Consider the following 19928-nt stretch of genomic DNA (forward strand, 5'->3'; position numbering starts at 1 on the left):
TGATAGCGATGCCTGTTCAGACAACGAGATAACTTAAGATATGTCCTATACGCAGTCACCTTCTCACTCCACCAGCGGCTTTCATTATTTTGCCGAAGGTTGGCGCCTGATTTCGCGCCCGGGGATTAAACGCTATGTCGTCCTGCCGTTGCTGGTCAACGTGCTGCTGATGGGCTCCGCTTTCTGGTGGCTGTTCAGCCAACTGGGCGATTGGATCCCCAGCATGATGAGCCACGTGCCCAACTGGCTGCAGTGGCTGAGCTATCTGCTGTGGCCGCTGGCGGTCATTTCCGTCCTGCTGGTATTCAGCTATTTGTTCAGTACCCTCACCAACCTGATTGCCGCGCCGTTCTGCGGCCTGCTGGCCGAACATCTGGAGGGCAGCCTGACCGGCAAGCCGCTGCCGGACACCGGCATCTTCGGCATTGTGAAGGACCTGCCGCGCATCATGGCGCGTGAATGGCGCAAACTGGCGTACTACCTGCCGCGTGCTTTGCTGTTGCTGATACTCTATTTCATTCCGGGGATCGGCCAAACGGTGGCGCCGGTGCTGTGGTTTCTGTTCAGCGCCTGGATGCTGGCGATCCAGTATTGCGACTACCCTTTCGATAACCATAAGGTGAGCTTTGCCGACATGCGTCGTGCGCTGCGTCAGCATAAAACCGACAACCTGCAGTTTGGCGCGATGGTCAGCCTGTTCACCATGATCCCCATCCTTAATCTGGTGATCCTGCCGGTCGCGGTTTGCGGCGCCACCGCCATGTGGGTCGACCGTTATCGTACACAATTCGTTCGTTACTGAGCCGTTTCATTCCTCGCATTACGATTAATTCTTCGACAGGGCGCGCAATTTGCGCCCTTATCGTTGTGCTTAAAACTTATTTCCTAATAACATATCGATATACCAATTCTTTACTTCCCTGCCGGTACTGTTAGCGTATGCTTTCGATGTTCCCCACATTTTCATAGAGTTAAAGGACGGGCTATGAGCAAGATATACGAAGACAACTCATTAACGATCGGCCATACGCCGCTGGTTCGTCTGAACCGTATCGGCAACGGACGCATTCTGGCCAAGGTTGAATCACGCAACCCAAGCTTCAGCGTTAAATGCCGCATCGGTGCCAATATGATTTGGGACGCAGAAAAACGCGGCATCCTGGTCGCCGGCAAAGAACTGGTAGAACCGACCAGCGGCAATACCGGCATCGCTCTGGCCTTCGTCGCCGCCGCACGCGGCTACAAACTGACGCTGACCATGCCGGAAACCATGAGCATCGAGCGTCGCAAGCTGCTTAAAGCGCTGGGGGCCAACCTGGTGCTGACCGAAGGCGCAAAAGGCATGAAAGGCGCCATCGCCAAGGCGGAAGAAATTGTCGCTACCGATCCGGAGCGCTACCTCATTTTGCAGCAGTTCAGCAACCCGGCTAACCCCGCCATTCATGAGAAAACCACCGGCCCGGAAATCTGGGAAGACACCGATGGCGAGGTCGACGTTTTCATCTCCGGCGTCGGCACCGGCGGTACGCTGACCGGCGTCAGCCGCTATATCAAAAACACCAAAGGCAAAGCGATCACCACCGTGGCGGTAGAGCCTACCGATTCCCCGGTGATCACTCAGGCGTTAGCCGGTGAAGAAATCAAACCGGGCCCGCACAAGATTCAAGGCATCGGCGCCGGCTTTATCCCCGGTAACCTGGATCTCGATCTGGTTGACCGCGTAGAACAGATCACCAACGACGAAGCCATCAGCATGGCGCGCCGTCTGATGGACGAAGAAGGCATTCTGGCGGGCATTTCCTCCGGTGCGGCCGTGGCGGCAGCGGTGAAAATCGCTGAAGAAGCCGACTTCGCCGACAAAACCATCGTTGTGATTCTGCCGTCCTCCGGCGAACGCTACCTGAGCACTGCGCTGTTTGCCGATTTGTTCACCGAGCAAGAATTGCAACAGTAGTGCCAGCTGTGCACAAATAGCTAAAAAAGCACCTTCCGGGGTGCTTTTTTGTGGACTGGATCAAAGTTTATAGCAGTTGAAGATTGATTTTACCCGCCAGCTTTAGTATTTAACGGTGCATTATTTCGATGCGCAAAATTAATCACCCTCCGTCCCTTGTTTAAGCTGAATCGATTTACTCGTTTGTCGCAGCTGCGTTAAACACGGCATAATGGAGAGCTGATTGAAACGACGGCAGAAGCCAAATTTTTTTGATCTGAAGGGCCAAATTCGTCGTTTTCTGTTGCATCCATACTCGCCCCTGTACCATAGTCAGGCGCTAACCAGACAAGCTAAAGTAATACCCTTGGGCTAAACTTTAGCTCCACAACACACCAATAAGTTGGGGAAACATCAATGTTCCAGCAAGAAGTTACTATTACCGCTCCGAATGGTCTGCACACTCGCCCTGCCGCTCAGTTCGTTAAAGAAGCCAAAGGCTTCACATCTGACATCACCGTGACTTCCAACGGTAAAAGCGCCAGCGCCAAGAGCCTGTTCAAACTGCAAACTCTGGGGCTGACCCAAGGGACCGTAGTGACCATCTCTGCTGAAGGTGAAGACGACCAGAAAGCCGTTGAGCACTTGGTAAAACTGATGGCAGAGCTTGAGTAATCGGCCCGTCTTTTTAGTTAAAACCAGTCAAGAGTAAGGTAGGGTTATGATTTCAGGCATTTTAGTATCACCGGGTATCGCTTTTGGTAAGGCTCTCCTACTGAAAGAAGATGAAATTGTCATCAACCGGAAGAAAATCTCTGCAGACCATGTAGAGCAGGAAGTCTCGCGTTTTCTGGCTGGCCGCGCCAAAGCGTCCGAACAGCTGGAAGCGATCAAGACCAAAGCTGGCGAAACCTTCGGCGAAGAAAAAGAAGCCATCTTCGAAGGCCACATCATGCTGCTGGAAGACGAAGAGCTTGAGCAGGAAATCATAGCCCTTATCAAAGACGATCTGGCTTCTGCCGATGCGGCAGCCTACACCATCATTGAAGGCCAGGCGAAAGCGCTGGAAGAGCTGGACGATGAATACCTGAAAGAACGTGCGGCTGACGTACGCGACATCGGTAAACGCCTGCTGCAGAACATTCTGGGCCTGGCTATCGTCGATTTGAGCTCCATCCAGGACGAAGTGATCCTGGTTGCAACCGATCTGACCCCGTCTGAGACCGCGCAGCTGAACCTGGACAAAGTGCTGGGCTTCATCACCGATCTCGGCGGCCGTACTTCGCACACCTCTATCATGGCGCGCTCCCTGGAACTGCCGGCAATCGTAGGCACCAGCGACGTCACCAAGCAGGTGAAGAACGACGATTACCTGATTCTGGACGCGGTTAACAATAAAATTTACGTTAACCCAACCGCTGACGTTATCGATCAGCTGAAAGCCGCACAGACCCAGTACGTTACCGAGAAAAACGATCTGGCCAAGCTGAAAGATCTGCCGGCGATTACGCTGGACGGTCATCAGGTTGAAGTCTGCGCCAACATCGGCACCGTGCGCGACGTCGCGGGTGCAGAGCGCAATGGCGCTGAAGGTGTCGGCCTGTATCGTACCGAATTCCTGTTCATGGACCGCGACTCGCTGCCAACCGAAGACGAGCAGTTCCAGGCCTATAAAGCCGTTGCGGAAGCCGTGGGCGCACAAGCCGTGATCGTCCGCACCATGGACATCGGCGGCGACAAAGACCTGCCGTACATGAACCTGCCGAAAGAAGAGAACCCGTTCCTCGGCTGGCGCGCCATTCGTATCGCCATGGACCGCAGAGAAATCCTGCACGCCCAGCTGCGCGCCATTTTGCGCGCCTCCGCGTTCGGCAAGCTGCGCATCATGTTCCCGATGATCATTTCCGTCGAAGAAGTACGCGATCTGAAAGGCGAACTCGAGACGCTGAAAGCGCAGCTGCGTGAAGAAGGCAAGGCGTTCGACGAAACAATTGAAGTGGGCGTAATGGTGGAAACACCGGCTGCTGCGGTGATTGCCCACCATCTGGCGAAAGAAGTCGACTTCTTTAGTATTGGGACAAACGATCTAACCCAGTATACTCTGGCGGTAGATCGCGGCAACGAGCTGATTTCTCATCTCTATAACCCGATGTCCCCATCAGTGCTTGGCCTGATCAAACAGGTCATTGATGCATCTCACGCAGAAGGCAAGTGGACCGGCATGTGCGGTGAACTGGCTGGCGATGAGCGTGCTACACTGTTGTTATTGGGCATGGGGCTGGATGAGTTCAGCATGAGTGCGATTTCAATCCCGCGCATCAAGAAAATTATTCGTAATACGAATTTCGAAGATGTGAAGGCGTTGGCAGCGCAAGCCTTGGCACAGCCAACGGCGCAAGACCTGATGAATTGCGTGAATAAATTCATCGAAGAAAAAACGCTCTGCTAAACTTCCACGACACTGGAACGCCGCCCAATTTAATGCTTAGGAGAAGATCATGGGTTTGTTCGATAAACTGAAATCTCTGGTTTCTGATGACAAGAAAGACACGGGCACTATCGAGATCGTAGCTCCACTTTCTGGCGAAATCGTTAACATCGAAGATGTACCTGACGTAGTTTTCGCTGAAAAAATCGTTGGCGACGGTATTGCCATCAAACCGACAGGCAACAAAATGGTTGCCCCGGTTGACGGCACTATCGGTAAAATTTTCGAAACCAACCATGCTTTCTCTATCGAATCCGACAGCGGCATCGAGCTGTTTGTCCACTTCGGTATCGACACCGTTGAACTGAAAGGCGAAGGCTTCAAACGCATCGCTGAAGAAGGCCAGCGCGTCAAGAAAGGCGACGTGGTTATCGAGTTCAACCTGGCACTGCTGGAAGAGAAAGCCAAGTCTATCCTGACGCCGGTTGTTATCTCCAACATGGACGAGATCAAAGAGCTGATCAAACTGTCCGGTACCGTAATCGTTGGTGAAACCCCGATCATCCGCATCAAGAAGTAATTGCGAATGTGAAAGACAAACGGCGCCCTTGGCGCCGTTTTTTTATGTCTGTCGTACAAGCGGGCGCCGCATGCGGCACCCCAGGGATCCGTTACTCAACTCCAACGTGGAATGCGCAGAGTAATCACCAGTCCTTCCTGTTCGCCGTTACGCGCATCAACCTGGCCGCCGTGCGCCAGCACCACCTTGCGGGTGATCGCCAGCCCCAGCCCATAACCCTTGCCCGACATCGCCGATTTCACCCGAACGAACGGATCAAAAATACTGGAAAGCTTTGCCTCTTCCACCCCAGGCCCCTGATCGCTGACCTCGATCTGGAACAATTGATCGATACGCGTCAGCACCACTGTGACCCGCTGCCCCTGGCTGGAGAAACGCAATGCGTTACGCACGATGTTGTCCACCGCGCGCCGCATCAGTTCGGCATTGCCTTTGACGGTGTACTCCACGTCGGAACTGGCCTGCAACACGATCTCGACTCCCGGGATCTGCGCTTCGTAGCGTGCGTCGTTGACCACCGCATCCACCAGCCCGTAAAGATCGAAATACTCCTCGTCCGGCAGGCTGTTGCTCTCGGCGCGCGACAGCGCCAGCAACTCGCCAATCATCTTGTCCAACCGCCCCGCTTCGTGCTCTATTCGCTGCAACGAGCTCTCAACGTTGCCGTCATTCTGCCGCGCCAGCCCGATGGCCAACTGCAGCCGGGCAAGCGGTGAGCGCAGTTCGTGCGAAACATCGTGCAGTAACTGCTCGCGAGCGCTGACCAGCAGTTCCAGCCTTTCGGCCATAGTGTCGAAATCGCGCGCCACTTCAGAAAGCTCATCATGCCGCCGGCGCATCGCCGGGAACAGCCGCACGGACAAATCCCCCTGCGCCACGCGATCAAAACCGGCGCTCAATTTGCGCATTGGCCGGGTCAGGTTCCAGGCCAGCACGGCGCTGAACAGCAGCCCACCCAGTCCGCCCACCCACAGCATCGGCGCCGGAATATTGAAGAAATGCGAACGCTTGCTAGGACGGTATTGTTCGCGCAGAGTGCGCACGTCATAATTCAACAGATAGCCGCTATTGTTCCCCGTTTGCACCCATGCCGTGATATTTTCCGGCATGCGGCGAACCTCGAAAGGCCCCTCCACCGTCGCAGGCGGATGCGCCATCGGGGTTACCGACAAAAAACGCCGGTCATCGTCCGACCAGTCTTGCATTATGGCTTCCAGGGCGGGCTCGCCGCCGCTGCGCAGCAAAGTGCCGGCCGTTGCCAACTGCAGATTGATAAGCCGCCGGGCCACGGCATTTTCCGGGGGTTCATAGCGATCGCCGTACAGGGAAAAAGCGACCCACAGCGCCTGGGTCATGATGATAAACGTGAGCCAGAAACCCAGCAGAATTTTCCAGAATAGTCTTCCGCGCATGGGCATTACCTGATGCGGTAGCCGATGCTGCGCACCGTTTCAATGCTGAGCATGTTGTCCGTCAGCGCGCCCAGTTTCTGGCGGATGTTGCTGATATGAACGTCAACGCTGCGGTCATAGGCTTCACGCGGGCGCCCCAATCCTTTTTCCGACAGCTCGTCCTTGGACACCACACGCTCCGGCGCGCGCAACAGCAGTTCCAGCAGGTTGAACTCCGAAGCGGTCAGATCAAACGCCTTGCCGCGCCATTCGCTGCTGCGGGTGGAAGGGTTGAGCGTCAATTCACCGAAGCTGATGGCTATCTCGTCATCCACCTCCTCCGGACGCTCGTCGAAACGGCGCAACACTGCGCGCAGGCGAGCCACCAGTTCACGCGGATAGCACGGCTTGGGCATGTAGTCATCGGCGCCCATCTCCAGGCCGATAACCCGATCGATATTGTCGCCTTTGGCCGTCAACATGATGATCGGCATACGGCTTTTTTTACGCACGTCGCGCAGCACATCAATACCACTCATGTCCGGCAGCATGATGTCGAGGATCATCGCGGTATACTCGCCCGACAACGCGCCTTCCACCCCGGCCTTGCCGGTCAGCACCAACGTGGCGTTAAACCCTTCGCCGGTCAGGTATTCGCTCAGCATGGTGCCGAGCTCCAGGTCGTCATCGACCAATAAAATTTTCATGCCTTGCTCCTTCGCGGATTTTCGTCATTTTTACGCCTATTTGCCTGCTTCGCAGCCGGTTTTACTCAATCCTTACACATTCCTGAACGCCACTTAACCGCAGCCTGGCCGACGGCGCGCTAAATTAGTGCAAATAGATTTTTGCCGCGCTTTTATGCCAGGGAACCTCTTCGTCATGCCATCGTTTCAACGCTCAAAACGCTATCTGTTGCCCACTGTTATTGTGGCTGTTATCGCCTTATTTCTCTACTTCAGAGCGCAAGGCACCGCCGAAACGCCCCGTTATATCACTGCGGTAGCGCAAACGCGCGATCTGGAACAAACCGTGCTGGCCGATGGCACCATTGAAGCGCAAAAACAGGTCAGCGTCGGCGCGCAGGTCTCCGGCCAGATAAAGGCCCTGCGCGTGGCGCTGGGCGATAAGGTGCATAAAGGGCAACTGGTGGCCGAGATAGACGATTTAACCCAGCAGAACTCGCTGAGGGACGCAGAAGCGGCATTGAAAAACGTACAGGCGCAACGCGCCTCCAAACTGGCGGCGCTGCGCAACAATCAGCTCGCCTATCAGCGCCAACAGACCATAGTGGCGCGCGGCGTCGGCGTGCAGGCGGATTTTGACAGCGCCAGAGCCACGCTGGAGGCCACCCGCGCCGACATCAACGCACTGGACGCGCAGATCGTGCAGGCGCAGATCGCGGTGAATACTGCGCAGGTCAACCTCGGCTATACCAAGATCACTTCACCGATCGACGGCACCATCGTCGCGCTGCCGGTTGAAGAAGGCCAGACGGTGAATGCGGTGCAAAGCGCCCCGACCCTCGTCAAAGTCGCCCGGCTGGACACCATGACCATCGAAGCGCAGATTTCCGAGGCCGACGTGGTGAAGGTGAAAACCGGCATGCCGGTCTATTTCACCATTCTCGGCGAACCGGGCAAACACTACCGCGCCACGCTGCGGGCGATAGAGCCCGCCCCCGACTCGATCAATGACGAGACCACCACGTCGAGCTCCAGCAGCAGTTCCAGCAGTTCTTCCACCTCCAGCACCGCGATTTACTATAACGGCCTGTTCGACGTGGCGAACCCCGACGGCGCGCTGCGCATTTCCATGACCGCGCAGGTGTATATCGTGCTGGCCAAGGCGAAAGGCGCAGTCGTGATCCCCGCCACCGCGTTACAGGGCGACTGGGTGCAGGTGGTGGACGAACAGGGCAATATTGCCCGCCGCCCGGTGAAGGTCGGCATCAATAACAACGTCGATGCGCAAATCATCAGCGGTGTGCTGGCCGGCGAAAAAGTGATTGTCAGCCAGGTCAGCGCAGCGACGCAAAGCAGCACGCGGCGCATAGGCCCGCCGCCGATGGGGATGTGATTGATGAACCCAACACCTCTGCTGCAACTGCGCGGCATCAGCCGCCATTTTCAGGCCGGCGAACAACGCGTGACGGTGCTGAACAATATCAATCTCACCATCGGCCAGGGCGAAATGGTGGCGATCGTCGGTGCTTCAGGCTCCGGTAAATCGACGCTGATGAACCTTCTTGGCTGCCTGGATCGCCCCAGCGAAGGGGATTACCAGGTTGCCGGACGCAGTACCGAGCGGTTGGATCGCGACAGCCTGGCCGAACTGCGCCGCGAGCATTTCGGTTTTATCTTCCAGCGCTACCACCTGCTGGCGGAACTCACCGCGCAAGACAACGTCGAGGTGCCGGCGGTCTACGCCGGGCGTCAGCGCGCCGCACGCCGCCAGCGTGCCGCCGATCTGTTGCAGCGGCTCGGGCTGGCGGACCGTCTGAACTACCGACCCAGCCAGCTCTCCGGCGGCCAGCAGCAACGCGTCAGTATCGCCCGGGCGCTGATGAACGGCGGGGAAGTGATCCTGGCGGACGAACCGACCGGCGCGCTGGACAGCCACAGCGGACAAGAAGTGCTCAACATTCTGAAAGGCCTGCATGCACGTGGCCACACGGTGGTGATCGTCACCCATGACATGCAGATCGCCGAACATGCACAGCGCATCATTGAGCTGCGCGACGGCGAAGTTGTCGCCGATCGGCAAAAAACCGCCCAGACCAGCGCACTGCTGCCGAAGGCGCCGGAGAGCGTCGGCAGCCGTTGGCAATCGCAGCGCGACCGCTTTTACGAAGCCTTCAAAATGGCGGTGTTGGCGATGGCGTCACAACGCCTGCGTACTCTGCTGACCATGCTCGGCATTATCATCGGCATCGCTTCGGTGGTATCGGTGGTGGCGCTGGGCAAAGGTTCGCAGCAACAGGTGCTGGCGAACATCAATGCCATGGGCACCAGCACGCTGGAAATCTACCCGGGCAAGGATTTCGGCGATATGCGCTCTGCGGCGATCCAGACGCTGCGCGCCACCGACGCCGACGCGCTGGCACAGCAGGGATACGTCCACAGCGTGACGCCGACGCTGTCCAGCAGCACCACTTTTCGCTATGGCAATCAGTCGGTCAGCGGTACGGTCAATGGCGTAGGCGAGCAATATTTTCTGGTGCGCGGCTACAGCATCGACAGCGGCATGGCGTTTAACCGTCACAGCGTCGACAACCTGATGCAGGAAGCGGTGATCGACGAGAATACCCGCAATAAGCTGTTCCCCAACGGGGCCAACCCGATCGGCGAAGTGATCCTGCTCGGTTCGCTGCCGTGCCGGATTATCGGCGTGGCCGCCAAAAAACAGAGCGGCTTCGGCAGCGATGAAAACCTGAACGTCTGGATCCCCTACACCACCGTCATGAAACGCATGCTGGGCCAAAGTTACCTGAAGAGCATCACCGTGCGGGTCAACGACGATGTCGATCTCGGCAGCGCCGAAGACGGCGTCACCCGTTTGCTGAGCCAACGCCACGGCACCAAGGATTTCTTCGTCATGAACACCGACAGCATCCGCCAAACCATTGAGAAAACCACGGCCACCCTGACGCTGTTGGTGTCGATGATCGCGCTGATCTCGCTGGTGGTGGGCGGCATTGGGGTGATGAATATCATGCTGGTGTCGGTCACCGAGCGCACGCGCGAAATCGGCGTGCGCATGGCGGTAGGCGCTCGCGCCGGGGATATCATGCAACAGTTTTTAATCGAGGCGGTACTGGTGTGCTTGCTGGGCGGCGCATTGGGGGTGCTGCTGTCGCTGGGGATCGGCGTGCTGTTCAGCCAATTCAGCAGTAACTTCACCATGATCTATTCCGGAGCCTCGATCGTCGCCGCGTTTGTCTGTTCGACGCTGATCGGGGTGATTTTCGGCTTTTTCCCGGCGAAACGCGCCGCCGGGATGGATCCGATACATGCGTTGGAAAGGGAATAACCTTCAGTCAAAAACGCCGGTGGAAAGATAACGATCGCCGCGATCGCAGATAATCGCCACAATCACGCTGCCTGGGTTCGCCGCAGCAATGCGTAATGCGCCGGCCACCGCGCCGCCGGAACTGACGCCGCAGAAAATGCCTTCGCGTTGAGCCAACTGGCGCATGGTCTGCTCGGCATCGGTTTGCTGGATATCCAGAACCTGATCCACCAGCTCCGGGCGGAATATGCCCGGCAGATAAGCCGGTGACCAACGGCGGATGCCGGGGATGCTGCTGCCTTCCGCCGGCTGCAGGCCAATAATTTGCACCTGCGGATTTTGGCTCTTGAGGTAACCGCCTACGCCGGTAATGGTGCCGGTGGTGCCCATGCTGGAGACGAAGTGCGTAATGCGCTGCTGGGTCTGTTGCCAGATTTCCGGGCCGGTGGTGGTGAAATGGGCGTAAGGGTTATCCAGATTATTGAATTGATCCAGCACCTTGCCCTGCCCTTCACGCTGCATTTCCAGCGCCAGATCGCGCGCGCCTTCCATCCCCAGTTCACGGCTGACCAGAATCAGCTCTGCACCATAGGCACGCATCGCCGCCTGGCGCTCCTGGCTCATGTTTTCCGGCATCAACAGTTTAAGGGAATAGCCTTTCAGCGCGGCGATCATGGCCAGCGCAATGCCGGTGTTGCCGCTGGTGGCTTCGATCAGCTTGTCGCCGGGTTGTATTTCGCCGCGCAGTTCCGCCTGTTGGATCATCGCCAGCGCGGCGCGATCCTTTACCGAACCCGCCGGGTTGTTGCCTTCCAGTTTGAGCCAAACCTCGCTGCCCAGTCCTGCGGCCAGACGTTGTACTTTTACCAGCGGGGTATTGCCGATGCATTGTTCGAGCGTTGTCACGATCTTTGCCTGTGTGTTGGAGTGCGTAATGTAAAAAGGCAACCCTGGGGTTGCCTCAGACTGCTGACAAAGCCGATTATTAGGGAGAGCGTGCCGAAGGGGTCGTAGCGGCTTGCCGCCGGAGTGCCCCTCGGTGCGCTAGGCCCGGGTATCTCAGACTCAAAAACAACTTTGTCATCAACCTCAGGCAACCCTGGGGTTGCCTTTAAAATAATATTGGCCGCTAAAAACTATCAGGCGCTTTTGGCTAACGCAACAGGTTGTAGCAGTTGATCGCCGGCGTACAGACGCGCATTCAGGCTGCCAACATAGTAACGGCCGCCGCGCACCGGGGGTTGGTTGCCCTCTGGCAGCACCACGCTGATCGGCTCTTGATGCCAGCCGATCGGCTGTACGGTCAACTGCCAGAAGTGGCCGCGCGGGCTGGCTTCCAGCACCTGCACCGGCAATGGGCAGCGCTCGCTGCTCTCGGTTCCCACTTCCATTTCCCACGGCCGCAGGAACAGATCGACACTGCCCTGATGCATCGGCTGGAATGACAGCGGCCACTGGTGCGCGCCGACAAACAGCTGCGAACCGCGGATTTCGCCACTCAGGCGGTTCACTTCGCCCATGAACTCCAACACAAAGCGGCTGGCCGGTTCACGCATGATTTCGTTCGGTGAACCCACCTGTTCAATATTGCCCTGGCTCATCACCACGATGCGATCGGCCACTTCCATCGCCTCTTCCTGATCGTGGGTCACGAACACGCTGGTGAATTTCAGCTCTTCGTGCAACTGACGCAGCCAGCGGCGCAGTTCTTTGCGCACCTGCGCGTCCAGCGCGCCGAAGGGTTCGTCCAGCAGCAGAATTTGCGGCTCTACCGCCAGCGCACGCGCCAACGCCACACGCTGCTTCTGACCGCCGGAAAGTTGTGATGGGTAACGGTTGGCCAAATGACCAAGCTGCACCATTTCCAGCAGTTGGGTCACTTTCTGTTTAATCGCCGCAGCGTTCGGGCGCTCACGACGCGGCAGCACGCTCAGACCAAAGGCGATATTGTCGAACACCGTCATATGGCGGAACAGCGCGTAATGCTGGAACACAAAGCCCACGCGGCGATCGCGTGCATGCACATGGCTGACGTCGGTGCCGTGGAAGCCCAGCTTGCCGCCGCTCTGGTTTTCCAGCCCGGCGATAATGCGCAGCAGCGTGGTTTTCCCGGAGCCAGAAGGCCCCAGCAGCGCCACCATCTCACCGGAGGAAATATCGAGCGAGATATCGTTCAATACCTTGGTACGACCGAAAAATTTGTTGATACCGCTAATCTCAATGCTCATGATTTTCCTCCCGCTCGAGGCGCGCATTTTGGCGTTCCAGACGCCATTGCAGGCCACTCTTCAAAAATAAGGTAATGATCGCCATCAGGGTCAGCAACCCGGCGGCGGTAAAGGAGCCGACGGTGTTGTAATCCTGTTGCAGCAACTCCACCTGCAGCGGCAGGCTGAAGGTTTCGCCGCGAATAGAACCGGACACCACAGACACCGCACCGAACTCGCCGATGGCGCGCGCGTTGGTCAGCACCACGCCGTACAACAACGCCCAGCGGATGTTAGGCAGCGTGACGCGGCGGAACATCTGCCAGCCGGATGCACCCAGCAAAATGGCGGCCTCGTCTTCCTGGCTGCCCTGGCTGAGCATCATCGGCACCAGTTCGCGCACCACGAACGGACAGGTCACGAAAATGGTCACCAGCACCATGCCCGGCCAGGAGAACATCACCTGGATATTGTGTGCATCCAGCCAACCGCCCAACAGGCCATTGCTGCCGTAAAACAGCAGATAAATCAGCCCCGCCACCACCGGTGAAACGGCGAACGGAATGTCGACCAACGTCAGCAGCAACTGGCGGCCCGGGAAGGTGAAACGCGTCACCAGCCACGCCAGCAGCGTGCCGAAAATCAGGTTGAACGGCACGGTGATCAACGCGATCAACACCGTCAGCCAGATGGCGTGCAGCATGTCGCGATCGACCAGGTTACTCCACATCTCGCCAACGCCTTTGGAAAAGGCCTCGGCGAAAATCGACATTATCGGCACCACCAACAGCAGCACCGAGAACAGCACGCCGATGCCGATCAGCGTCCATTTGCCCCAGTTGACGCGTGGGCGTTCGACGCCATTGAACTCAGAGATATCAGCCATCAGTGCCCCCCGATGCGTCGGCCGAAGCGGCTCTGCAGAACGTTAATGCTAAACAGCAACAGCAGCGACGCCGCCAGGATCACCGAAGCAATCGCGCTGGCCGCCGGATAGTCGAACTCCTGCAAACGCACAAAAATCATCAGCGACGTCACTTCGGTCTTCCAGGCGATATTGCCGGCGATAAAGATCACCGCGCCAAACTCCCCCAGGCTACGGGTAAAGGAAATCGCCGTGCCGGCCAGCAGCGCCGGCGCAAGCTCAGGGATCACCACGCGGCGGAAACTCTGCCAGCGGGTAGCGCCCAGGGTTTCGGCCGCTTCTTCATATTCCGGCCCTAGCTCTTCCAGCACCGGTTGAACGGTGCGCACCACGAACGGCAGGCTGGTAAACGCCATCGCCACCGCGATCCCAAGCCAGGTAAAGGTCACCTTGATGTCGAAATGCGCCAGCCATTGGCCATACCAACCGGTGGTGGAGAACAGCCCCGCCAGCGTCAGGCCGGCCACCGCCGTCGGCAGCGCGAACGGCAGATCGATCAGGCCGTCCAACAGCGTACGGCCGGGAAAACGGTAGCGGGTCAGGATCCAGGCCATCAGCATGCCGAACACCGCGTTAAACAGGCTGGCGACGCCCGCCGACAGCAGCGTCACCTTATAGGCCGCCACCACCTGCGGATTGGAAATCACTTCCCAGTATTGCGCCAGGCTCATCTGCGCCAATTGCATGACCAGCGCGCTGAGCGGCAGCAACAAAACCAGGCAGGTGTAAAACAGGCTGCTCCCCAGGCTGAGGCCGAATCCGGGCAAAACCCGTTTACTGGACAACGACAACATTACTTATGCCCTGCCGCTAACAGTTGATCCAACTCGCCGCCGGTGGAGAAATGCGTTTTCATCACCTGCGGCCAGCCGCCAAACTGATCTTCCACCCGGAACAACTTGGTGTCCGGGAACTGGCTCTTCGCCGCTTCCATCGCCTTTTTGTCGTAAACGCGATAGTAGAAGCTGGTGATCACCTGTTGGGCCGCCGGGCTGTAGAGATAATTGAGGTAGTCTTTGGCTGCCTGTTCAGTGCCGTTCTTTTCCACGTTTTTGTCCACCCAGGCCACCGGGAACTCCGCCAGAATATCGACCGGCGGTACTATGACCTGGTATTTGTCTTCACCGTACTGCTTGCGGATGTTGTTTACTTCCGACTCAAAGCTGATCAGCACGTCGCCCAAGCCACGTTCCACAAAGGAGGTGGTCGCGCCGCGGCCGCCGGTGTCAAACACCAGCACGTTTTTCAGGAAACGGGTCATGAAGGCGCGGGTTTTGGCCTGATCGTTGCCGTCGGCCTGGCTGGCGGCACCCCAGGCGGCCAAATAGGTGTAACGGCCATTGCCGGAGGTTTTCGGGTTCGGGAACACCAGCTTCACGTCGTCACGGACCAGATCGTTCCAACTGTGGATACCTTTTGGGTTGTCCTTGCGCACCAGGAAAGCCATGGTGGAATAGAACGGTGAGCTGTTGTTCGGTAAACGGGCCTGCCAGTCGGCCGGGATCAGTTGGCCGCGTTCATGCAGGATTTGCACGTCGGTCACCTGGTTGTAAGTCACCACGTCGGCGCGTAACCCTTGCAGGATAGCCAGCGCCTGCTTGGAAGAACCGGCGTGGGACTGCTTGATGGTCAGCTTGTCGCCCGGATGCTGCTGGTTCCACTGCTGTTCAAAGCCAGGGTTCAGTGCGGAAAACAATTCACGGGAAACGTCATAAGAGCTGTTCAGCAATTCAGTTGCCGAGACGGTGCCGCTGGCTAACAGAGCCGCTGCCAACCATCCTTTCAGCACGATATTTTTAACCCGGATTTGTTTCATTCTGCACCTTAGCTCACTGAGTCAATCTTTCAGGCTTTCGCCTTATTGATGACCAGTGTATTTATAACTAGGCGCGGAGCTGTAACGCTTTTATATACCGTTTAGTGATTTTCAAGCATCAAACGCTATAAGGCAGGAGCGGAGCGGTTTCGCTGGGGCGGGAAAAGCGTACCGGGGCCGACATGGCCGACCCCGACGAGGGCCTCAAAGTGACAACAGGCGCGTCAACGAAGGGGCAAAGTAATAACTGCCGGTCACCGCACGGCTAAAGCGCAGCATCGCATCGCGTTTGCCGTCCAGATCGCCAAACATGCTCAGCAGTTGTTTTTCGATATTATGCAGACGCGCGCAGTAGGCGATAAAATAGAGCCCATGCTTGCCGCTGGCGGTGCCGTAAGGCAGGCTTTGGCGCAGAATTTTCAGGCCCTTGCCGTCTTCTTTCAGATCAACCCGGCTGACGTGCGACGTCTCTGGCCGCTGATCCGACGGCAGCTCTTCGCTGTCGTGCTTGGTGCGGCCGATAATCTGTTCTTGTTGCTCGGTGGTGAAGCGCTGCCACTGACGCAGATTGTGTTCGTAACGCTGCACCAGCACGTAGCTGCCGCCCGCATCTTCTTCGCCTTCGGCAATCACCGCCACTTCCGGGCGTTGGTCGCCCTGCGGGTTTTCGGTACCGTCGATAAAGCCGCTCAGATCGCGCTCTTCCACCCAACGGAAGCCGTGGGTTTCCTCTTCAATCTTGATGGCGTTGCCGAACGCGGCCAGCGCCGCCTGCGCCAGCGAGAAGTTAACGTCATGACGCAGGGATTGGATATGGATCAACAAATCGCGCTGGGTGGCCGGCGCCAGCCCTTTGCCCAGTGGAGTAAACGGCTTCAGCTCTTTTGCCCCCTGGCCGCTGGACAGATCGTGCCAGACGTCGTAGCCAAAGGCGATGACCGCCCCCAAATGCGCATCCGGGAACTGCTGCTGCAACTCAATAAGCCGCTGGCAAAACTGCTTGCAGCCCTGACGCAAATCAGCGAATTCGCCCTGTACGGTAGCTTCCATAAAAATGGCGAAACGGCAGTGCTCCAGCAAAATGCCGCTCTGAACCTGTGTCATGTCGTTATCCTCAGTATCGCGATCGGGTAACAGGCTTGGGTTTCCTGTTACAAATGCGCGATATAATAACGCATGCGTGCAAGATTGCCTTAACGGAACGCAAAGAAAATAGGGTTACTCGTCGCTTTTCAAGCTGCGGCGTGGCCGGCTGCACCCGGTGAGGGTCGGAGCGAATATATTCGCCCCGAACACTGTGTCAGGCTTACTGCGGTTTGGCGTGCCAGATGATCTTGCTGACCGTCCAGCTTTTCAGCGTGTCGTCCGGCGGGATGATGTCCTGCGGGCCGGCCCATTTGCCGCTGAAGATGTAGGTGACGTACTTGCTCTGCTCCGCCACGCACTCCACCTTGCCCGCGTCGTCGCCGTCGGCCGGTTTGCAAGCGCCAAACGCCTTGCCGTACATGTCGCTGAACGGCGTGCCGAGCTTATTGCCCCACTCGGTTGCCACTTTGCTGTCCATCACGGCCACACGCTGTACGTTGCCCTTGGGCTCGCCGGTGATCACCAGCTTCACGTCATTGCCGTCCATCGCCTGGTAGTAAGAAACAATCTGGCCCTTGTCTGTGGCCATGCCGCCGCGCAGGCGATAATCGCCGTTCAGCCCGTCGTTGATCGCGCTTTCCGACATCGGGGTGCCGGCGTTGAGATCGCCAACGCCCTTGGCGCTGACCTCAAGGCTGCTGCCGAACCAGTTAAACGGTGACAGGCTCGACCAGGAGAAGTTGGACATCGTCGAACAGCCGGTCAGTAACAGCGGGAGCCCTAACAGCAGTGGGCGAATATTCATTTATAGCTCCTTAACATCAAAGGCATGGCTCAGTCAGGCCGCGTGCCAGCCTCTCACAACTGCCCTCGCGACGCCATGGGTTGCGAGATTGGAGTGCGGAAAATGAGAAAAGTGCCGCAGCGTTCGGCATTTAAGCGACCTCTTCCTGTGCGGTGAAACAGGCCTTCAGCCGCGCGTTCAACAGCAGGTAGGCCAGTGCCAAAGCATCCAGCAGCGCTAAAACCCCATCCAGCGCCGGCAGATTGCCGTCCTGCTGCCACAGGCTGAACAGGGAGCCGCCCAGCGCCGCCAGCACCGAGGCGCCGAGCACCCAACGCCAGGCTCGCCACAACCTTGGCCACAGATGCCTGCGCGGGGCAATCAAAAATGCCAGTGCGGCCGGCAACCCCAGCAGGATGCCGTACCAAAATCTTTGGGTATCCGGGTAAAACAGTTGCAGCAGCCCTTCCCCCTGTTGCTGCGAAACGCCGGCCATCACAAACAGGAGCCAGGTGCGGGCCTGCAAAACCAGTACGCCCCAAAACCACAACGGCAGACGCAGCACGCCGTGATGATCGTAATCGTCGGGGGAAAATCGGTGTGGGTGTGGCTTCAACGTCGGTTCCTTGCCTGTTTTATCATTACTTCTTCAAATGGGAGCCGTAATGATTGTTTTCAATGCGCCCGCTTAAGAAGCTCTTAAGATCTTTATGTTTTACTTGCTTCATCAACACAGCAGTCCTGATTGGCAGGGCTTTGATTCTCGATTGAGATAAGGAAGCTTCAAATGAAAAAATATACCCTGGCCGCTTTGATCGCGCTGTGCAGCGCACCGGTTCTGGCACAACAAGGCGGATTCCTGGACCCTTCCGCACCCCAGACGCAAACCGCTCCGCAGGGCGGCTTCTCCGGCCCCAGCGCCGCACTGACTACGGTGGATAAGGTGAAATCGATGAGCGACGACACCTGGGTGATGCTGCAGGGCAACATCGAGCAGCGCGTCGGCGACGATACCTATACCTTCCGCGACGCCAGCGGCACCCTGACGGTGGAGATCGACAAAAAGCGCTGGAACGGCCAGACCATCACCCCGAAAGATAAAGTGCAGTTGGAAGGGAAAGTGGATAAAGACTGGAGCAGCGTGGAAGTCGATGTGAAGAACATCAAAAAGCTGCCGTAACGCTCAGCAACGGGCGGTGAAAATTCACCGCCTTATTGACTCAATATTCCTGATCTTCGATCAGCCGCTTACCCAGGCTGGTGATGTTCTGGATTTCGTAACCGAGTTTTTCGTACATCTCGATCACCGTGTCGTTGTCTTCACGCACCATCAGCTGGATCTTCGGGCAACCGCGCGCGACCAACTTTTTCTCCAGACGGCTAATCAACGCATTGGCGATGCCGCGCCCGCGATAATCCGGGTGCACGCCGAGGTAATACGCCGAACCACGGTGGCCATCGTAGCCGCCCATCACCGAGCCGACCACTTCTCCGCCCACTTCCGCCACCAGAAACAGATCCGGATCGTGATTCAGTTTGCGCTCAATATCCATCTCGGGATCGTTCCACGGCCGCAGCAGATCGCAGCGCTCCCACAGGGTAATGACTTCTTCAAAGTCGTCTTGTCGAAATACGCGAATTTCCATCGATGTTCGCCGCTGTTAATTAAGGTGTTTATCTGATTATCGCGGGATTATTCACTTAAGCAATATCAAACTGCGATTTCCCACGCCAATCAGGCAGAAAACTGCGGTAACTGGCGTAATAAATGGACATAGTTAACCGTTCGATTAATGATTATCAATACGATATAACGTCGCAAAATAGAATTTATCGATGGAGCGTCGCGTTATGAAAAAGCAGGTTAAACAATTCCTCAATTTTAAACCGCTCTCCACCTCCCCCACGCGACGTCAGTTACTGCTTTCCGGCCTGGCGCTGGCGCTGGTCGGCTGCAAAAGCCAACCGGCCAAAGCGGAGTCCGGCGGCATGCTGCGCAACCAGCACGCCAAACCTGCGGCAAAGCCGACCGGCAGCAAACGGCTGGTGATGATCGATCCCGGCCACGGCGGCATCGATTCCGGCGCGGTCGGCAGCGAAGGTTCGCAGGAGAAACACGTGGTGCTGGAGATCGCCAACCACGTGCGGCGCATGCTGCATGAACACGATCACGTCGAAGCCCGTCTGACGCGGGAGGAAGACGAGTTTATCCCGCTGTTCCAGCGGGTCGAAATTGCCCACCAGCATCAGGCCGACCTGTTTATTTCGATTCACGCCGACGGTTTTACCAGCCCCGAAGCCTCCGGCGCTTCGGTGTTCGCCCTGTCCAACCGCGGTGCCAGCAGCGCCATGGCGCGCTATCTCTCCAACCGCGAGAACGCCGCCGATGACGTGGCCGGCGGCAAATATAAAAATCAGGATAACTATCTGCAGCAGGTGCTGTTCGATCTGGTGCAGACCGATACCATCAACAACAGCCTGACGCTCGGCCGCCACGTGCTCGGCCAGATCCGCCCGGTGCATCACCTGCACAGCGACAGCACCGAGCAGGCGGCGTTTGCGGTGCTCAAATCCCCGTCCATTCCTTCGGTGCTGGTGGAAACCTCATTCATCACCAACCCGGCGGAAGAACGCCTGCTAGGCACCACCGCGTTTCGCGAGAAAATCGCCCGCGCCATCGCCGACGGCGTGATCAGTTTCTTCAGCTACTACGACGCGCACCAACGAAAAACCGGCTGATAAGCGGCAGCGAATACGGGTATACTTT

The 19928-nt window shown here is 57.4% G+C and carries 20 protein-coding genes; 9 read left to right on the forward strand and 11 right to left on the reverse strand.

Going from position 1 to position 19928, the window contains the following annotated elements:
* Positions 1 to 40 precede the first annotated feature (40 nt).
* From cysZ to crr, 5 genes are all read left to right on the forward strand, one after another.
* The gene (gene cysZ, locus ACUTQW_RS12205; protein WP_004947677.1) at positions 41 to 802 is read left to right on the forward strand and encodes a sulfate transporter CysZ; all 762 of its coding nucleotides are present in this window, start codon (positions 41 to 43) and stop codon (positions 800 to 802) included.
* A gap of 183 nt (positions 803 to 985) precedes the next feature.
* Complete coding sequence (cysK, locus tag ACUTQW_RS12210; RefSeq protein WP_004947678.1) at positions 986 to 1954, forward strand: cysteine synthase A; 969 nt, start codon at positions 986 to 988, stop codon at positions 1952 to 1954.
* A gap of 396 nt (positions 1955 to 2350) precedes the next feature.
* Complete coding sequence (gene ptsH, locus ACUTQW_RS12215; protein ID WP_004947679.1) at positions 2351 to 2608, forward strand: phosphocarrier protein Hpr; 258 nt, start codon at positions 2351 to 2353, stop codon at positions 2606 to 2608.
* Between the two features lie 46 nt (positions 2609 to 2654).
* Positions 2655 to 4382 (forward strand): phosphoenolpyruvate-protein phosphotransferase PtsI, encoded by a 1728-nt coding sequence (ptsI, locus tag ACUTQW_RS12220; protein ID WP_004947683.1) that lies wholly within the window; start codon positions 2655 to 2657, stop codon positions 4380 to 4382.
* Positions 4383 to 4431: 49 nt separating this feature from the next.
* Positions 4432 to 4941, forward strand: coding sequence for a PTS glucose transporter subunit IIA (crr, locus tag ACUTQW_RS12225; protein WP_004947686.1), 510 nt, complete (start codon positions 4432 to 4434; stop codon positions 4939 to 4941).
* Positions 4942 to 5036: 95 nt separating this feature from the next.
* Here the strand turns inward: crr and ACUTQW_RS12230 are convergent, their stop codons facing one another.
* Complete coding sequence (locus ACUTQW_RS12230; RefSeq protein ID WP_004947689.1) at positions 5037 to 6353, reverse strand: ATP-binding protein; 1317 nt, start codon at positions 6351 to 6353, stop codon at positions 5037 to 5039.
* Positions 6354 to 6358: 5 nt separating this feature from the next.
* Positions 6359 to 7039, reverse strand: a complete 681-nt coding sequence (locus ACUTQW_RS12235; RefSeq protein ID WP_004947692.1) for a response regulator transcription factor — start codon at positions 7037 to 7039, stop codon at positions 6359 to 6361.
* 175 nt (positions 7040 to 7214) lie between these two features.
* On the opposite strand from ACUTQW_RS12235, the gene ACUTQW_RS12240 reads away from it, so the two are divergent.
* The gene (locus tag ACUTQW_RS12240) at positions 7215 to 8411 is read left to right on the forward strand and encodes an efflux RND transporter periplasmic adaptor subunit (protein WP_064799735.1); all 1197 of its coding nucleotides are present in this window, start codon (positions 7215 to 7217) and stop codon (positions 8409 to 8411) included.
* Positions 8412 to 8414: 3 nt separating this feature from the next.
* Positions 8415 to 10364 carry a MacB family efflux pump subunit gene (locus ACUTQW_RS12245; RefSeq protein ID WP_064799734.1) on the forward strand — a complete coding sequence of 650 codons (1950 nt, stop codon included), beginning with the start codon at positions 8415 to 8417 and terminating at the stop codon, positions 10362 to 10364.
* A gap of 3 nt (positions 10365 to 10367) precedes the next feature.
* On the opposite strand, the gene cysM is transcribed toward ACUTQW_RS12245, so the two are convergent.
* The 8 genes from cysM to ACUTQW_RS12285 all read right to left on the reverse strand — a co-directional run bounded on the left by cysM (position 10368) and on the right by ACUTQW_RS12285 (position 17777).
* Positions 10368 to 11249, reverse strand: coding sequence for a cysteine synthase CysM (gene cysM, locus ACUTQW_RS12250; RefSeq protein ID WP_004947698.1), 882 nt, complete (start codon positions 11247 to 11249; stop codon positions 10368 to 10370).
* Positions 11250 to 11482: 233 nt separating this feature from the next.
* Positions 11483 to 12571: a sulfate/thiosulfate ABC transporter ATP-binding protein CysA gene (cysA, locus tag ACUTQW_RS12255; RefSeq protein ID WP_004947703.1), complete on the reverse strand. Its 1089-nt coding sequence runs from the start codon at positions 12569 to 12571 to the stop codon at positions 11483 to 11485.
* On the reverse strand, positions 12561 to 13436 hold the full coding sequence (cysW, locus tag ACUTQW_RS12260; RefSeq protein ID WP_037433436.1) for a sulfate/thiosulfate ABC transporter permease CysW: 876 nt from the start codon (positions 13434 to 13436) through the stop codon (positions 12561 to 12563). The genes cysA and cysW overlap by 11 nt, the downstream gene beginning before the upstream one ends.
* Positions 13436 to 14269 carry a sulfate/thiosulfate ABC transporter permease CysT gene (gene cysT / locus ACUTQW_RS12265; protein ID WP_004947708.1) on the reverse strand — a complete coding sequence of 278 codons (834 nt, stop codon included), beginning with the start codon at positions 14267 to 14269 and terminating at the stop codon, positions 13436 to 13438. The genes cysW and cysT overlap by 1 nt, the downstream gene beginning before the upstream one ends.
* Positions 14269 to 15291: a sulfate ABC transporter substrate-binding protein gene (locus ACUTQW_RS12270; protein ID WP_004947713.1), complete on the reverse strand. Its 1023-nt coding sequence runs from the start codon at positions 15289 to 15291 to the stop codon at positions 14269 to 14271. Before ACUTQW_RS12270 ends, cysT begins: the two co-directional genes overlap by 1 nt.
* Before the next feature lie 204 nt (positions 15292 to 15495).
* On the reverse strand, positions 15496 to 16395 hold the full coding sequence (locus ACUTQW_RS12275) for a Dyp-type peroxidase (RefSeq protein WP_004947716.1): 900 nt from the start codon (positions 16393 to 16395) through the stop codon (positions 15496 to 15498).
* Between the two features lie 202 nt (positions 16396 to 16597).
* Positions 16598 to 17182, reverse strand: a complete 585-nt coding sequence (locus tag ACUTQW_RS12280; protein ID WP_037433439.1) for an RpoE-regulated lipoprotein — start codon at positions 17180 to 17182, stop codon at positions 16598 to 16600.
* A gap of 130 nt (positions 17183 to 17312) precedes the next feature.
* Positions 17313 to 17777, reverse strand: a complete 465-nt coding sequence (locus tag ACUTQW_RS12285; RefSeq protein ID WP_004947720.1) for a DUF2919 domain-containing protein — start codon at positions 17775 to 17777, stop codon at positions 17313 to 17315.
* Positions 17778 to 17948: 171 nt separating this feature from the next.
* Between ACUTQW_RS12285 and ACUTQW_RS12290 the strand changes: the two genes are divergently transcribed.
* A complete protein-coding gene (locus ACUTQW_RS12290) occupies positions 17949 to 18341 on the forward strand; it encodes a YgiW/YdeI family stress tolerance OB fold protein (protein WP_004947721.1) in 393 nt (130 codons plus the stop codon).
* Positions 18342 to 18381: 40 nt separating this feature from the next.
* Here ACUTQW_RS12290 and ACUTQW_RS12295 read toward each other — a convergent pair whose 3' ends face one another.
* Positions 18382 to 18807, reverse strand: a complete 426-nt coding sequence (locus ACUTQW_RS12295; protein ID WP_004947724.1) for a GNAT family acetyltransferase — start codon at positions 18805 to 18807, stop codon at positions 18382 to 18384.
* 205 nt (positions 18808 to 19012) lie between these two features.
* On the opposite strand from ACUTQW_RS12295, the gene amiA reads away from it, so the two are divergent.
* Complete coding sequence (gene amiA, locus ACUTQW_RS12300) at positions 19013 to 19900, forward strand: N-acetylmuramoyl-L-alanine amidase AmiA (protein WP_004947727.1); 888 nt, start codon at positions 19013 to 19015, stop codon at positions 19898 to 19900.
* Positions 19901 to 19928 lie beyond the last annotated feature (28 nt).

This window comes from Serratia sp. TSA_7 (assembly GCF_052692135.1).